Consider the following 15658-nt stretch of genomic DNA (forward strand, 5'->3'; position numbering starts at 1 on the left):
GCCACGGCAGCGACACCCCCGTCGTCCGCGACTACGACACGTCGTCCCCGAACTCGTACGCGTCCACCTCGGCGAGGTAGCGGGCCCGGCGCTCCTCGTCGTCCTCCAGGAAGGAGGCGAGGAAGGAGTTGCGGGCCAGCTCGCGCAGCCGGTCCCGGGTCAGGCCCAGGCTCTCGTGCACGGCCGCGAAGTTGTCGCCCGCGTACCCGCCGAAGTACGCCGGGTCGTCGGAGTTGACCGTGCACAGCAGCCCGGCGTCGAGCATGGCGGGCAGCGGGTGGTCGGCGAGGGTGTCGACGGTGCGCAGGCGCACGTTGGACAGCGGGCACAGCGTGAGCGGGATCCGTTCCCGGACCAGCCGCTCGACCAGCGCCGGGTCCTCCACGCAGCGCAGACCGTGGTCGACGCGCTCCACGCCCAGCACGTCCAGCGCCTCGGTGATGTACTCCGGCGGCCCCTCCTCACCGGCGTGCGCGACCCGGCGCAGCCCGAGCGCGGCGGCGGCCTCGTACACCTCACGGAACTTCGCCGGGGGGTGCCCGACCTCGGCGGAGTCCAGGCCGACCCCGGTGATCCGGTCCAGGTACGGCCGCGCGGCCTCCAGCGTGAGCAGGGCCGACTCGGCGGACTCGTCCCGCAGGAAGCACATGATCAGCCGGGTGGAGACGCCGTGGTTCGCCTCGCTCTCCCCCAGCGCCCGCCACAGCCCCTCCACGACCGTGCCCAGGGGCACGCCCCGGGCCACATGGGCCTGCGGGTCGAAGAAGATCTCCGCGTGCCGCACGCCCTGCGCGGCGGCCCGGGCGAGGTAGGCGTTCGCCAGGTCCGCGAAGTCGTCCTCGGTGCGCAGGACGGCCATCAGCTCGTAGTACAGGTTCAGGAAGGACTGGAGGTCCGCGAAGCGGTAGGCCTCGCGCAGGGCGTCGGTGTCCGCGTACGGCAGGCGCACGCCGTTGCGGGCGGCCAGCTCGAACGCCAGCTCCGGCTCCAGGGTGCCTTCGATGTGGAGGTGCAGTTCTGCTTTCGGGAGGGGCATCAAAGCATCGTACGGGTGTTTTACCGCCGTTTCGGAAGCGGTACCCGCAGCAGGTCGTGGGCCACGGTCAGCTCCCCGGTGAACCCGGCCGCCCGCGCCTGCCGCTCGAACTCCTCGGGCTCGGTGTAGCGCTGGCTGAAGTGGGTCAGCACCAGGTGCCGCACCCCGGCGTCCCGGGCCACGGCGGCGGCCTGCCCGGCCGTCAGGTGCCCGTGCTCGACGGCGAGGCCCGCGTCCTCGTCCAGGAACGTGGACTCGATGACGAGCAGGTCGCAGTCCTCCGCGAGCGCGTGCACGCCGTCGCAGAGCCGGGTGTCCATGACGAACGCGAACCGCTGTCCGCGCCGTACCTCGCTGACGTCCTCCAGGGCCACGTCCCCGAGCCGCCCCTCCCGCTGGAGCCGGCCGACGTCCGGGCCCTGGATGCCGTGCGCGGCGAGCCGGTCGGGCAGCATGCGGCGGCCGTCGGGCTCGACGAGCCGGTAGCCGTAGGACTCCACGGGGTGCGAGAGCCGGCGCGCCTCCAGGGTGTACGACCGGGTGACCGCGAGAAGGCCGTCGGCGGCGACCGGGGCCTCGGTCAGGGCGACGGTCTCGCGGTAGGCGGTCGCGTAGCGCAGGCGCTCGAAGAAGCGCCGGCCGGAACGCGGGTAGTGCGCGGTGATCTCGTGCGGCACCTGGTCCAGGTTGATCCGCTGGATGACCCCGGCCAGGCCCAGGGAGTGGTCGCCGTGGAAATGCGTGACGCAGATCCGGTTCAGGTCGTGGGCGGCGACCCCGGCGCGCAGCATCTGCCGCTGCGTGCCCTCGCCGGGGTCGAAGAGGATGCCCTCGCCGTCCCACCTCAGCAGGTAGCCGTTGTGGTTGCGGTGCCGGGTCGGGACCTGGCTGGCGGTGCCGAGGACCACCAGTTCACGTACGGACACGGGCGCTCATCCCGGGGGCCACTGCAGGCCACGGCCGCCGAGGACGTGCGCGTGGGCGTGCCAGACGGTCTGGCCGGCGCCGGAGCCGGTGTTGAAGACGAGGCGGTAGCTGTCGAGCCCCTCCGCGTCGGCCACGGCCTTGGTCTCGGCGAGCACATCGGCGGCCGCCTGCGGCGCTTCGGCGGCCAGGGCGGCCGCGTTCTCGTAGTGGGCTTTGGGGATGACAAGAATGTGGGTGGGGGCTTGGGGATTTATGTCCCGGAAAGCCACGGTTGTCTCTGTTTCGCGAACGATTGTCGCCGGGATCTCGCCCGCGACGATTCGGCAGAACAGGCAGTCGTTCTGCGGCTCTCCGGACATGCGTGCGCCTCCTGTGATCACTACGGTGGGCATCGTAGTCGTTCGGGTGCGGGTCGTACGTGGTTGCTCGCGCCCACGCGGCGGAACCGCGGATCGGTACCGCCCCGCGCCCCTCAGGTTGGCAAGCCGGGCGGAGTTTTCGCGGGCCGCTCCTCCAGCGCCTCCAGCGCGAGCGCGATCGCCGCGTCCAGCTGGGCGTCCGTGCCGGATGCCCAGTCCTGGGGCCGCTGGACGACCTCCACGTCCGGGTCCACCCCGTGGTTCTCCACGTCCCAGCCCACCCCCTCCAGCCAGATCGCGTACTTCGGCTGGGTGACCAGGGTGCCGTCGACCAGGCGGTAGCGGCTGTCGATGCCGATGACCCCGCCCCAGGTGCGGGTGCCGACGACCGGGCCGATGCCGAGCGCCTTGATCGCCGCGTTGACGATGTCGCCGTCCGAACCGGAGAACTCGTTGGCGACGGCCACCACCGGGCCGCGCGGCGCGTCGAGCGGGTAGCTGGTGGGGCGCATGCCGCGCGCCAGGTCCCAGCCGATGATCCGGCGGGCCAGCTTCTCCACCACCAGCTGGGAGGTGTGCCCGCCGCGGTTCTCCCGGACGTCGACCACGAGTCCCTCGCGGGCGACCTCCACGCGCAGGTCGCGGTGGATCTGGGCCCAGCCGGGGGCCTGCATGTCGGGGACGTGGAGGTAGCCGAGGCGACCGCCGGAGGCCGCGTGGACGTGGGCGCGGCGGTCGGCGACCCAGGCGTGGTAGCGCAGGGGTTCCTCGTCGGCGATGGGGACGACGACGGTGTGCCGGGGTTCGCCGCCGCCGGCCGGGGAGACGGTCAGCTCCACCGGGTGGCCCGCCGTGCCGGCCAGCAGCGGGCCCGGGCCCGTCACCGGGTCGACCGGGTGCCCGGCCACCGCGATGACGGCGTCCCCGGGGCGGACCGCGACACCGGGCGCGGCGAGCGGGGAGCGGGCGTCGGGGTCGGAGGTCTCCGCCGGCAGGATCCGGTCGATGCGCCAGCTGCCGTCCTCGTGCCGGGAGATGTCGGCGCCGAGCAGACCGTGCCGGGCGCGTCCGGAGCCGCCGCGCGGGGTGACGTAGGCGTGCGAGGTGCCGAGTTCGCCGTGCACCTCCCACAGCAGGTCGACCAGGTCGCTGTGGGTGGCGAGGCGGGCCAGCAGCGGGCGGTAGCGGTCGAGGATCCCGGCCCAGTCGGCGCCGCCGAGGTCGGGGCGCCAGAAGTGGTCACGCATGAGGCGGCCCGTCTCGTCGTACATCTGCCGCCACTCGGCGGCCGGGTCGACGGTCCCCCGGACCCGGGCGAGGTCGACGGTGACGCTGGTGTCGCCGTCGTCGTCGCTGCCGGTACGGCGGTCGCTGGGCACGACCCGCAGCCGGCCGTCGCTCCACAGCAGCAGGCGTTTGCCGTCGCCGCTGACCTCGAAGTGGTCGGCGTCGGCGGCGAGGTGCTCCAGGCGGCGCTGGGCGAGGTCGTAGCGCTCCAGCTCGGTGTGCGGGTCGGGGTCCTCGGGGTGGGCGCGGGCGGTGCCGAGGACGCCCCGCACCGGGTGGCGCAGCCACAGGACGCCGTCCTTGGCGGCGCGCAGCGTGGAGTAGCGGCCGGCCTCCACCGGGAAGGGGACTATCCGGTCCGCGAGCCCTTCGAGGTCGATGCGGGTGGCCGGGGTGCCCTCGCTGTCGGGGGTCTCGTCCTTGTCGGGGGTCTCGAAGGGGCGGCCGTGGCGCTGCGGGCCGAACGGCGAGGGGGTGGTGGCGGCCAGCGTGATCAGGTGCGGGCGGGCGCCCACCACGAAGGCGAGGTCGAAGACGTGTTCGTCGTAGACCGGGTCGAAGGCGCGGTTGGAGAGGAACGCCAGGTGTTTGCCGTCAAGGGTGAAGGCGGGCGCGTAGTCCTGGAAGCGCAGCGGGGTCGCCTCGGTGACCGACAGGTCGGTGGTGTGGGCGATGCGCAGCTGGGACAGCGGGCGCGGGCCGGGGTGGGACCAGGCCAGCCAGGCGGAGTCCGGGGAGAAGGCGAGGCCGGAGACCTCGCCGTCGTCGCTGCGGTCGACCTCGCGGACCTCGCCGGTCTCGCGCTCGACCAGCAGCAGCCGGCCGTCGTGCGCGGCCACGGCGGCCCGGCTGCCGTCGGGCGCCATGGCCAGTTCCAGGACCCGGCCGAGCTGTCCGGCGGCGAGCCGGCGCGGCGGGGCACCGGGCACGGTACCGGTCGCCGGGGCGAACTCCAGGGCGTCCTCGCCCTCGGCGTCCGTCACCCACACCACCCACTCCTCGCCGTCGGCGCGGAAGGCGCGCGGCATCCGGGCGCGGACGCCGGGGGTGGCGGCCAGGGCGCGGGCGGGGCCGGAGCGGTGGGTGACCCAGTGGACACCGCCGCGCACGCAGACGGCGCTGCCGCGCGCGGTGTGGTCGGGGGACGCCTCGCCGAACCAGCGGGAGGCGTTGACCGGGTACGGCCTGAGGTCCACGCGGGGCCCGCCGAGCCGGATCTCCAGCCGGCGCGGCTCGGCGCCCTCCAGGTCGTCCAGCAGCCACAGTTCACCGGCGGAGCTGTAGACGATCCGGGTGCCGTCGCCGGCCGCGTGCCGGGCGTAGAAGCCCCCGAGGGGGGTGTGCCGGCGCAGGTCGGAGCCGTCGGCGAGGGAGGAGTAGAGCGCGCCGGTGCCCTCGTGGTCCGACAGGAACGCGATGCGGTCTCCCGCCCACACCGGGCACTCGATGTTCCCGTCGAGGTCCTCGTGCAGCCGGACGAACTCCCCGGCGCCCTCTTCCCCTTGGGCGGCCCGGTCGATCCACAGCTTGCCCGCCGTGCCGCCCCGGTAGCGCTTCCAGTAGGCGGCCTCGCGGCCCATCGGCGCGGACAGCAGCACGGTGGCCGGGCCGAGGGCGACGCCGCCGACCGGGCCGTAGGGCAGGGTCTCGGCCGGGCCGCCGTCCAGCGGGACGGCGTGCGCCCAGGTGTGCCGGAAGCTGTGCCGGCCGTGCGCGCCGAGCGCGAGCACCCGTCCGTCCGGGGTCCAGCCGCGCACCTCCGTACGGGAATTGCCCCAGTACGTCAGCCGCTTGGCGGGTCCGCCGTCGACCGGGGCGACATGCACCTCGGGGGCGCCGTCCCGGGTGGAGGTCCAGGCGAGGTGCCGTCCGTCCGGTGACAGACGGGGCTGGGTCACCGGCATGTTGTCGGCGCTGACCCGCCAGGCCCGGCCGCCGTCCAGCGGGGCTAGCCATACGTCGTCCTCGGCGACGAAGGTCACCAAGTCGCCGTGCAGATGGGGGAACCGGAGGTAGCCGGAGCCGTGCGTGTTTCCCGTCGAAGCGCCCTGAGTCACCCCGTCACTCTACGCAGCGACCGGCCCGGCCCGCCCCCGGTTTCCGGTCACTCGCGGTCAGCCGCGCAGCAGCAACCACTCCTGGAGTTCCACCAAGTTGCCCTCCGGATCCTTCAGATGGGCCACGCGCATGCGGTCGGTCATGGGCGCCGGACCGTGCAGCAGGGTCGCGCCCCGGGCCGTGATCCCGGCGCAGTAGGCGTCGAGGTCGTCGACGCGCAGCACGACCAGGGAGCGGTGCCCGGTGGCGGTGCCGCCCAGCTCGGCCAGGACCCCGGCCATCATCGAGCGGTCCTGGAGGGCGATCCCGGCGGAGCCGGTGTGCGGGCTGAACTTCTCGTACGGCCCCCCGGTGGCGCCGGACTGCGGCTTGAGGCCGAGGACATCGGCGTAGAAGCGGTAGCAGGCGGCGAAGTCGCTGACCAGGAGCCGGACTTGGGCGAGTTCCACGGTGTCTCCGAGCGGTGGTCTAGGACCAGCGGCCGGTGCGGCCCAGCAGCAGGGCCGCGGCGGCGGTGCCGGCGGTGGAGGTGCGCAGGACGGTCGGACCGAGGACGTACGGCGCGGCACCGGCCTCGGCGAACAGCGCCAGCTCCTCCGGGGAGACGCCCCCCTCGGGCCCGACGACCAGCACGATCTCGCCCTCGGCGGGCAGCTGGACGGTGGCCAGACGCTCCGTGCCGCTCTCGTGGAGCACGGCGGCGAAGTCGGCGCGGGCGAGCAGCGCGGCCACCTGCTTGGTCGTCGCCGCGTCCGCGACCTCGGGGAAGCGGACCCGGCGGGACTGCTTGCCGGCCTCGCGGGCGGTGGCCCGCCACTTGCCGAGGGCCTTCAGCCCGCGGTCGCCCTTCCACTGGGTGATGCAGCGGGACGCCTGCCAGGGCACGATCGCGTCGACGCCGACCTCGGTCATGGTCTCGACGGCGACCTCCCCGCGGTCGCCCTTGGGCAGGGCCTGGACGACGGTGATCCGCGGGTTCGGCGCCGGTTCCTCGGTCACCGGGTCCATGCGGACGATCAGCCGGTCCTTGCCCTCGGTGCCGGTCACCTCGCCCACCGCGTAGCGCCCGGCGCCGTCGGTGAGGACGACATCCTCGCCGGGCCGCAGCCGCTTCACGGAGACGGCGTGGCGGCCCTCGGCGCCCTCCAGGACGTACCGGTCGCCGTCCGGCTCGAAGTGCTCCACCACGAAGACGGGAGCGGTCACGCGCCCTCACCCCCCTTACGGGACTCGTCCTCACGGGATGCGTCCGACAACGCTGTCCGGGCCTCGGCGAGTTCCGCCGCCAGCACCTCCACCAGCCGTCCGGCCGGCAGCTCCCGGGCCATCCGGTGGCCCTGTCCCGCCCACAGCGCCATGCCCTGCGCGTCACCGGCCTTCGCGGCGGCCTTGCGCAGCGGCGAGGTGAGGTGGTGGACGTCCGGATAGGCGGCGGGGGCGTACGGGCCGTGCTCGCGCAGGAAGCGGTTGACCAGGGAGCGGGCCGGGCGGCCGGTGAAGGCGCGGGTCAGCCGGGTGCGCGCGAAGAGGGGGTCGGTCAGCGCCCGTTTGTGCGGGTCGGGCGCGCCGGACTCGTCGGTGGCGAGGAAGGCGGTGCCGAGCTGGGCCGCGTCGGCGCCGGCCGCGAGGACGGCGGCGATCTGGCCGCCGCGCATGATGCCGCCGGCGGCGACGACCGGGATGTCCACGGCCTCGCGGACCTGCGCGAGAAGCGACAGCAGCCCGATGCCGGCGCCGTCGTCCTCGGACGAGTCGCGGTGGGTGCCCTGGTGGCCGCCGGCCTCCACGCCCTGCGCGATCACCGCGTCCGCCCCGGCCGCCTCGACCGCGCGGGCCTCCTCCGGGGTGGTGGCGGTGACCAGGGTGAGCGTCCCGGCCCGGCGCAGCCGCGCGATGACCTCGCGGTCCGGCACGCCGAAGTGGAAGGAGACCACCGGGACCGGGTCGTCGAGCAGGACGGCGAGCTTGGCGTCGTAGCCGTCGTCCCGGCCGCCGTCCGGGTCGCCCAGCTCGGTCTCGTACCAGGCGGCCTCGCCGGCCAGCTGGTGGGCGTAGACCTCGACGGCGCCGGACTCCGCGAGCTCGGGCTGCGGCATGAACACGTTGACGCCGAACGGGCGGCCCGTGAGCCCGCGCAACCGCTTGATCTCCTGGTACATCCCGTCGGCGGTCTTGTACCCGGCGGCGAGGAACCCGAGGCCGCCGGCCTCGCAGACGGCGGCGGCGAGCTGCGGGACGGAGACTCCGCCCGCCATGGGTGCCTGCACGATCGGGAGGGGAAAGAGATCGGTCAGCGCGGAGGACATGACCGCATGGTGTCACGTCCTTCCGACCGGCCGGAATCGGGGCATCCCCCGGAACGACCCTGAGACGCCCCCGGCACACCCCGGAGGCGCCCACATGGCTCAGCGGCCGTTGAACGCGTCCTTCAGCCGCAAGAACAGGCCCTGCTGCCCCGGCTGCCGTGCCTGCCCGGGGGGCGACCCCCGGACCCCCGGCCGCCCCGCTCAGCCGACGTCAGCGGCCGTTGAACGCGTCCTTCAGTCGCGAGAACAGGCCCTGCTGCCCCGGCTGGAACTGGCCCTGGGGCCGTTCCTCGCCGCGGAGCTTGGCCAGTTCGCGCAGCAGGCGTTCCTGCTCGGGGTCCAGCTTGGTCGGGGTCTGCACCTCGACGTGCACGACCAGGTCGCCCCGGCCGCCGCCGCGCAGATGCGTGACACCGCGGTCGTGCAGCGGGATCGACTGGCCGGACTGGGTGCCGGGCCGGATGTCGACCTCCTCCATGCCGTCCAGGGTCTCCAGCGGGACCTTGGTGCCGAGCGCCGCGGCCGTCATCGGGATGGTGACCGTGCAGTGCAGGTCGTCGCCGCGCCGCTGGAAGGTCGGGTGCGGCAGTTCGTGGATCTCCACGTACAGGTCGCCGGCCGGGCCGCCGCCGGGGCCGACCTCGCCCTCGCCCGCCAGCTGGATCCGGGTGCCGTTGTCGACACCGGCCGGGATCTTCACCGTGAGCGTACGGCGGGAGCGCACGCGGCCGTCACCGGCACACTCCGGGCACGGGGTCGGCACGACCGTGCCGAAGCCCTGGCACTGCGGGCACGGCCGGGAGGTCATGACCTGGCCCAGGAAGGACCGGGTGACCTGCGAGACCTCACCCCGGCCGCGGCACATGTCACACGTCTGGGCGGACGTGCCGGGGGCCGCGCCCTCGCCGTTGCAGGTGTTGCAGACGATGGCGGTGTCGACCTGGATGTCCTTGGTCGTCCCGAAGGCCGCCTCGTCCAGCTCGACCTCGATCCGGATCATCGCGTCCTGGCCGCGCCGGGTGCGCGAGCGCGGCCCGCGCTGCGACGCCGTACCGAAGAACGCGTCCATGATGTCGGAGAAGTTGCCGAAGCCGCCGGCCCCGAAGCCGCCCGCGCCGGCGCCGCCGGACTGCGAGAGCGGGTCGCCGCCGAGGTCGTAGACCTGCTTCTTCTGCGGGTCCGACAGCACCTCGTAAGCGGCGTTGATCTCCTTGAACCGCTCCTGGGTCTTCGGATCCGGGTTGACGTCCGGGTGCAGCTCGCGCGCGAGCCGCCGGAACGCCTTCTTGATCTCATCCTGCGACGCGTCGCGGCGCACGCCGAGAACGGCGTAGTAGTCCGTGGCCACTTACGACTCCGCCAGGATCTGTCCGACGTACCGTGCCACTGCGCGTACCGCTCCCATCGTTCCCGGGTAGTCCATGCGGGTCGGTCCGACCACGCCGAGCTTGGCAACCGCCTCGCCGCCCGAACCGTAACCGACCGACACGACGGACGTGGAGTTGAGTCCCTCGTGGGCGTTCTCGTGGCCGATGCGCACGGTCACGCCGGGGTCCTTCGCCTCGCCGAGGAGCTTGAGGAGCACGACCTGCTCCTCCAGTGCCTCCAGGACGGGCCTGATCGTGAGGGGGAAGTCGTGCCCGAAGCGGGTGAGATTGGCGGTACCGCCGATCATCAGCCGCTCCTCGTTCTCCTCCACGAGTGTCTCCAGCAGGGTGGAGAGCACCGTGGAGACCGTACCTCGGTCCTCCGGCTCGAAGGCGTCCGGCAGGTCCTCGACCAGCATCGGCACATCGGTGAACCGGCGGCCCGCGACCCTGCTGTTCAGCCGGGCCCGCAGATCCGCCAGCGATGCCTCGCCGAACGGGGCCGGGCAGTCGACCATACGCTGCTCGACCCGGCCGGTGTCGGTGATCAGCACGAGCATCACGCGCGCCGGGGCGAGGGAGAGCAGCTCCACGTGCCGGACCGTGGACCGGGTCAGCGACGGGTACTGCACGACGGCGACCTGCCGGGTCAGCTGCGCGAGCAGCCGCACCGTGCGCGCCACGACGTCGTCGAGGTCGACGGCGCCCTCCAGGAAGTTCTGGATCGCCCGCCGCTCGGGCGCGGTCATCGGCTTCACGCCCGCGAGCTTGTCCACGAACAGGCGGTAGCCCTTGTCGGTGGGGATGCGCCCCGCGCTGGTGTGCGGCTGCGCGATGTACCCCTCGTCCTCCAGGGCCGCCATGTCGTTGCGGACGGTGGCCGGGGAGACGCCGAGGTTGTGCCGCTCGGTGAGCGCCTTGGAACCGACCGGCTCCTCGGTGCCCACATAGTCCTGGACGATGGCGCGCAGTACCTGAAGCCTGCGTTCACTCAGCATTCGCGCGCACCTCCAGCACGTCGTCCCTCGTCCCGTCGGGTCGTCCGCCTGGCACTCTTCCCACGCGAGTGCCAGCATTCCCCGGCCCAGTGTACGGCCGTCGGGTACACCCTGGGCAAGGTCGGGCCGCCGTACCGGGTCGTACCGCTAGCGTCGCGGGTATGAGCGTGACTTGGGAAGAGCTGGGGTGGGAACGGCTGGCGGCCGGGGTGGGGCGGTGCCGGCTGCCGGGCTGGGACTGCACGGCGGGGCTGGTCGTGGGCGAGGGGACGGCGCTGCTCGTGGACGCCGGTTCGAGCCTGGCGGAGGGGGTCCGGCTGCGCGCGCGGGCCGAGGAGCTGGCGGGTGGCCGTGTGACCCATCTCGCGCTCACCCATCCGCACTTCGACCATGTCTTCGGCGCGGCGGTGTTCGCCGGGGCGGAGGTGTACAGGGCGGTCGGCCTGGACGCGGTGTTCGCCTTCGAGCGGGCGGAGCTGCGGCTGGACGCGGTGCGCAACGGGCTGCCGGTCGCCGACGCCGACGAGGCGGTGGACGCGCTGGTCACCCCCCGGCACCTGGTGTCCGGGGAGTGGACGCTGGACCTCGGCGGCGGCCGCCAGGCGCTGCTGGCCAACGTGGGCCCGGGCCACACCGCCCACGACCTCGCGGTGCTGATCCCCGGCTCCCCGGAGGTCGTCTTCTGCGGCGACCTGGTGGAGGAGTCCGGCGAGCCCCAGGCCGGCCCGGACGCGGTCCCCGCCCGCTGGCCGGACGCCCTGGACCGGCTGCTGGCGCTGGGCGGCGAGGACGCGGTGTACGTGCCCGGTCACGGGGCGGCGGTGGACGCGGCGTTCGTACGACGTCAACGGGACGAGCTGGCGGCACGGTTCGGCGTGATCTGAACGGCGGTTCCCTTCACGTTCCGGCGTGTCGCGCTTGTCACGGCGCGGCTTCTCCTATCGTCATCCGAATGCGCCAGTACTCCGCCGACCTCACCCCTCCGTGGAAGAAGAAACCGCGACCGGCGCCGGAGGTCCCGGCCGACCCGGGGCTGGTGGTGGAGGAGGCGGGCACCGGGTTCTGCGGCGCGGTGATCCGCTGCGAGGCGGGCACGGTGACCCTGGAGGACCGCTTCGGCAAGCACCGCGTCTTCCCGCTGGAACCGCGCGGCTTCCTGCTGGAGGGCAGGGTCGTCACCCTGGTCCGCCCGGCCTCGGCCCCGGCCCGCCCCACCCGTACGGCGTCCGGCTCGATCGCCGTCCCCCAGGCACGCGCGCGCGTGGCCCGCGCCGGCCGCATCTACGTGGAGGGCCGGCACGACGCCGAGCTGGTCGAGAAGGTCTGGGGCGACGACCTGCGCGTCGAGGGCGTGGTCGTGGAGTACCTGGAGGGCGTGGACGACCTGCCGGCCGTCGTGGAGTCCTTCGCCCCGGGCCCCGACGCCCGCCTGGGCGTCCTGGTGGACCACCTGCTGCCGGGCACCAAGGAATGGCGGATCGCCCAGTCGGTCACCAGCGAGCACGCCCTGGTGGTCGGTCACCCGTTCATCGACATCTGGCAGGCGGTGAAACCGTCCTCCCTGGGCATCGAGGCATGGCCCACGGTCCCGAAGGGCCAGGACTGGAAGACGGGCGTGTGCCGGGCACTGGGCTGGCCGGCGGAGAACACCGGCGCGGTGTGGCAGGCGATCCTGAAACGGGTGGGGTCCTACAAGGACCTGGAGCCGGAACTGCTGGGCCGCGTGGAGGAACTGATCGACTTCGTCACGGGTAGCGGTGGGGCCTGACGTCCGGAAAGGTTCCGAACTCGCTGGTGTCGAGTTCGAGCCCGAGATCGTCCATCGGGACCGGCTCGCCGAACTTGATGATTTCCTGAGCGTGGTAGTCGGCGTCCTCCCCTTGACCCGCGGGCTTCGTCAGCAGGACGCACTGCGCCATGATCGGGTCGATGACGAGGTAGGCGGGGATTCCGCCCGCCGCGTAGATCGAGCGCTTGACCACGTAGTCGATCTCGTCGAGGTACCTGGCCATTCCACGCTCGTCCACAGCGGTCATCTCCGTGGCCTCCACATCCGCCGCGTCCTTTTGGCGGCAGCCTACGAACCAGGTTAGGGACCGAACGGGCGCTCCGGGGGGATTCACTCACCCGAGTGATCAGTCCACCAGGTCCCGCACCACCGCGTCCGCCAGCAGCCGCCCCCGCAGGGTCAGCGCGGCCCGGCCCTCCTCGTAGGGCTGCTCCTGGAGGAGTCCGTCCGCCAGGGCGCGGCGGGAGGCCGCGAGGCCCTCCTCCTTCAACAGGGACAGGGGGACGCCCTCGCGCAGCCGCAGTTCCAGGAGGATGCGTTCCACGCGGCGGTCCTCGTCGGAGAGGATCTCGCGGCCGGCGCCCGGAGAGCGTCCGTCGGCGAGCGCCGCCGCGTACGCGCCGGGGTGCTTCACGTTCCACCAGCGCACGCCGCCCACGTGCGAGTGCGCCCCCGGTCCGGCGCCCCACCAGTCGGCGCCGCGCCAGTACAGCTCGTTGTGCAGGCAGCGGCCCGCCTCGGAGGTGGCCCAGTTGGAGACCTCGTACCACTCGAAGCCCGCCCGGCTCAGCGTCTCCTCGGCGATCAGGTACCGGTCGGCGTGCACGTCGTCGTCGGTCATCGGGACCTCGCCCCGGCGGATCCGGCGGGCCAGCTGGGTGCCCTCCTCCACGATGAGCGCGTAGGCGCTGACGTGGTCGGGCCCGGCGCCCAGGGCGGCCTCCAGCGAGGCCCGCCAGTCGTCGTCGCTCTCCCCCGGCGTGCCGTAGATCAGGTCCAGGTTCACGTGCTCGAAGCCCGCCGCCCTGGCCTCCGCCACGCACGCCTCGGGGCGGCCGGGGGTGTGGGTGCGGTCCAGGACCCTCAGCACGTGCTGCCGGGCGCTCTGCATGCCGAAGGAGATCCGGTTGAAGCCGCCCTCGCGGAGGGTGGCCAGGTAGGCGGGGTCGACGGACTCCGGGTTCGCCTCCGTGGTGATCTCCGCGTCCGGCGCGAGTCCGAACTCCTCGCGGATCGTCGCCAGCATCCGTACCAGGTCATCGGCGGCCAGCAGCGTCGGCGTACCGCCCCCGACGAACACCGTACGGACCTCTCGGGGGTCGTCGCCCAGCACCTTCCGCGCGAGCCGGATCTCCTGGGCGAGGGTGTCGGCGTAGTTGTCCCGGGAGGCGAGCACTCCGCCGGTGCCGCGCAGCTCGGTCGCGGTGTAGGTGTTGAAGTCGCAGTAGCCGCAGCGGGTCGCGCAGTACGGGACGTGCAGATAGAAACCGAGCGGGCGGGCGGCGGCCCCGGCGAGCGCGGAGCCGGGCAGCGCGCCGTCGGCGGGGACGGGCTCGCCGTCGGGGAGTGCGGAAGGCATGCCTTCCATTGTCCAGCACCGCGGGCATTGCGCGGCCGCGTCACTCGGCCTGGAGCACCAGCAGGGCCAGGTCGTCCCCGGGCAGGTCCGTGCCGAAGTCGTGGACCAGGCGGCGGATGCGCTCCGCGATCAGCTCGGCGCCGAGCCCGGCGCAGCCGGACAGGGCGTGGGCGAGGCCGTCGCCGTCGTCGAACTGGCGGCTGCCGGAGCGCCGCTCGGTCACCCCGTCGGTGACGCACAGCAGGCTGTCGCCGGGCCGCAGCTCCACGGTCTCGCTGGTGTACGTCTCGTCCTCCACCACGCCGAGCAGGGTCTGAGGGCGGGCGACGGTGCGCACGGTGCCGTCCGGGGCGAGGAGCAGCGGCAGCGGGTGACCGGCGGAGGCGAGGGTGCAGCGGACCCCGCCGGCGTGCGGGGTCAGCTCGCCGTAGAGGAGGGAGAGGAAGCGCGTCTGCGGGCCGTCCCCGAGGCCCGGCGGCCGGCCGCCCGCGGCGACCAGGGCGCGGGCGGCGGCGTCGGCCGCCTCGGTGGCGTCGTCCAGCAGCAGCTGGTTGAGGCGGTCCAGGACGTCGGCGACGCCGTACCCCTCGCGGGCGAGCAGCCGCAGCCAGGGCCGGGCGAGGCCGATCACCACGGCCGCCTCGGGGCCCTTGCCCTGGACGTCGCCGACGGCGAAGCACCAGCGTCCGTCGCCCGCCGGGAACAGGTCGTAGAAGTCGCCGCTGGGGCCGCCCTGGTCGCAGGGTTCGTAGACGAGCGCGCTGCGCACGCCGGGGATCTCGGCGACCGCGCCGGGCAGCAGACCGCGCTGGAGCACGGCGCTGATGGTGGCCTGGCGGGCGTACTGGCGGGCCGCGCCGATGGCCAGGGCGACCCGTCGGCTCAGGTCCTCCACCAGGCCGGTGATCTCGTCGGGGAAGCCGGCCGGCCCGCACCGGCCGATGACCAGCGTGCCGAGCGGCCGGCCGCCCGCGACCAGCCGGTAGGCCAGCGCCGTGCCGTCGGTGCCGTGCGGGCCGAGCGCGTGGCCGGGCCAGGGGTGGGGCTCGGGACCGGAGCGCGTCGCGTCCGGCGGGCGCGGCGGCTCCTTCTCCAGCGCGGCGCGCAGCTCCTCGATGCGGGCCTCGCTGGTGTGCCAGACCCGGGCGGGGCCGTCGCGGGCGCCGCCGCGGACGGTCGCCTCGTCCTCCAGCCAGATCGCGCACCAGTCGGCGAGCCGGGGCACGATCAGCTGGCCGGTGAGCGCGGCGACCAGGTTCTCGTCGAGCTGTCCGGCGAGCAGGTCGGATGCCTCGGCGAGGAAGGACAGGGCGCCCCGGCCCAGCCAGTCCCGGTCGCCGTCGGCGCGCCGCGGCCGCGGGGCGAGGTCCTCGGCGGCCTCCAGGGCGGGCCCGGGGGCGGGGTCGTCCGGGGCGTCGCTGCCGCCCGGGGGCAGCCGGGCCCAGACGGTCTTGGCGCCGGCGCGGTAGGTGACGCCCCAGGATTCGGCGAGCGTGGCGACGAGCCGCAGCCCGCGCCCGTACTCGGGGGTGTCGTACGGCGCCTCGCCGCCGGTTTCCCGTGGGGCGCGGGAGGGGTGCCGGTCGCACACCTCGATCACGAACGCGCCGCTCTCCTCCAGCCGCCACTCGACGTGCACGTCCGTGCCGGCGTGTACGACGGCGTTGGTGACCAGCTCGCTGACGACCGCCATCGCGTCGTCGGCGAGCCGCGCCGGGACGCCGGGCGCCTCGGCCAGCGCGGTCCGCACCAGCGCGCGGGCCGACCCCGGGGCGAGGGGGCTGCCGGGCAGCGTGGCCCGCCCCCGTGCCGCCTCTGGCTGGGACTCGCTGTCCCGCTGTGCGGGTATGGCCGCCATGTCCATGCGGCCAGGGTGACAGACCGGACCCGCCTATAAGCGCCGAGTCACGGAACTGACCGGAAGACGGAACCTTTCGAGCGCCGGTGAGCGT

At 74.0% G+C, this 15658-nt stretch carries 13 protein-coding genes and 1 pseudogene; 2 read left to right on the forward strand and 12 right to left on the reverse strand.

Features of this window, described 5'->3' with window-relative positions:
- Nucleotides 1–31: 31 nt before the first annotated feature.
- The 9 genes from IE251_RS32160 to hrcA form a co-directional block, all read right to left on the reverse strand.
- Nucleotides 32–1036: an adenosine deaminase gene (locus tag IE251_RS32160; protein WP_189756477.1), complete on the reverse strand. Its 1005-nt coding sequence runs from the start codon at nucleotides 1034–1036 to the stop codon at nucleotides 32–34.
- Between the two features lie 20 nt (nucleotides 1037–1056).
- Nucleotides 1057–1962, reverse strand: coding sequence for a ribonuclease Z (locus tag IE251_RS32165; protein WP_189756478.1), 906 nt, complete (start codon nucleotides 1960–1962; stop codon nucleotides 1057–1059).
- Nucleotides 1963–1968: 6 nt separating this feature from the next.
- Nucleotides 1969–2322, reverse strand: coding sequence for a histidine triad nucleotide-binding protein (locus IE251_RS32170; RefSeq protein ID WP_030604935.1), 354 nt, complete (start codon nucleotides 2320–2322; stop codon nucleotides 1969–1971).
- A 113-nt stretch (nucleotides 2323–2435) separates the two neighbouring features.
- Entirely contained in the window at nucleotides 2436–5666 is a 3231-nt protein-coding gene (locus IE251_RS32175) for a S41 family peptidase (RefSeq protein WP_189756479.1), read from the reverse strand.
- Nucleotides 5667–5723: 57 nt separating this feature from the next.
- On the reverse strand, nucleotides 5724–6116 hold the full coding sequence (locus tag IE251_RS32180) for a VOC family protein (RefSeq protein ID WP_189756480.1): 393 nt from the start codon (nucleotides 6114–6116) through the stop codon (nucleotides 5724–5726).
- Between the two features lie 19 nt (nucleotides 6117–6135).
- A complete protein-coding gene (locus tag IE251_RS32185; protein WP_189756481.1) occupies nucleotides 6136–6873 on the reverse strand; it encodes a 16S rRNA (uracil(1498)-N(3))-methyltransferase in 738 nt (245 codons plus the stop codon).
- The gene (locus tag IE251_RS32190) at nucleotides 6870–7973 is read right to left on the reverse strand and encodes a nitronate monooxygenase (RefSeq protein WP_189756482.1); all 1104 of its coding nucleotides are present in this window, start codon (nucleotides 7971–7973) and stop codon (nucleotides 6870–6872) included. The genes IE251_RS32185 and IE251_RS32190 overlap by 4 nt, the downstream gene beginning before the upstream one ends.
- A 211-nt stretch (nucleotides 7974–8184) precedes the next feature.
- Nucleotides 8185–9321 (reverse strand): molecular chaperone DnaJ, encoded by a 1137-nt coding sequence (dnaJ, locus tag IE251_RS32195; RefSeq protein ID WP_189756483.1) that lies wholly within the window; start codon nucleotides 9319–9321, stop codon nucleotides 8185–8187.
- On the reverse strand, nucleotides 9322–10338 hold the full coding sequence (hrcA, locus tag IE251_RS32200) for a heat-inducible transcriptional repressor HrcA (protein WP_030604953.1): 1017 nt from the start codon (nucleotides 10336–10338) through the stop codon (nucleotides 9322–9324).
- Between the two features lie 161 nt (nucleotides 10339–10499).
- On the opposite strand from hrcA, the gene IE251_RS32205 reads away from it, so the two are divergent.
- Together IE251_RS32205 and IE251_RS32210 are read left to right on the forward strand one after the other, a co-directional pair.
- Entirely contained in the window at nucleotides 10500–11222 is a 723-nt protein-coding gene (locus tag IE251_RS32205) for an MBL fold metallo-hydrolase (protein ID WP_189756484.1), read from the forward strand.
- 68 nt (nucleotides 11223–11290) lie between these two features.
- Complete coding sequence (locus IE251_RS32210; RefSeq protein ID WP_189756485.1) at nucleotides 11291–12106, forward strand: DUF3097 domain-containing protein; 816 nt, start codon at nucleotides 11291–11293, stop codon at nucleotides 12104–12106.
- On the opposite strand, the pseudogene IE251_RS32215 reads toward IE251_RS32210, so the two are convergent.
- The 3 genes and pseudogenes from IE251_RS32215 to IE251_RS32225 form a co-directional block, all read right to left on the reverse strand.
- A pseudogene (locus tag IE251_RS32215) lies at nucleotides 12084–12332 on the reverse strand (Uma2 family endonuclease); the annotation flags it as partial. The gene IE251_RS32210 and the pseudogene IE251_RS32215 sit on opposite strands and share 23 nt — an antisense overlap.
- A 141-nt stretch (nucleotides 12333–12473) precedes the next feature.
- Nucleotides 12474–13706, reverse strand: coding sequence for a radical SAM family heme chaperone HemW (hemW, locus tag IE251_RS32220; protein WP_189756486.1), 1233 nt, complete (start codon nucleotides 13704–13706; stop codon nucleotides 12474–12476).
- A gap of 40 nt (nucleotides 13707–13746) precedes the next feature.
- Nucleotides 13747–15564, reverse strand: a complete 1818-nt coding sequence (locus IE251_RS32225; RefSeq protein WP_189756519.1) for a SpoIIE family protein phosphatase — start codon at nucleotides 15562–15564, stop codon at nucleotides 13747–13749.
- Between the last annotated feature and the right edge of the window lie 94 nt (nucleotides 15565–15658).

Origin of the sequence: Streptomyces eurythermus (genome assembly GCF_014649115.1) — a bacterium.
In the GTDB taxonomy this organism is placed as follows: Bacteria; Actinomycetota; Actinomycetes; order Streptomycetales; family Streptomycetaceae; genus Streptomyces; species Streptomyces eurythermus.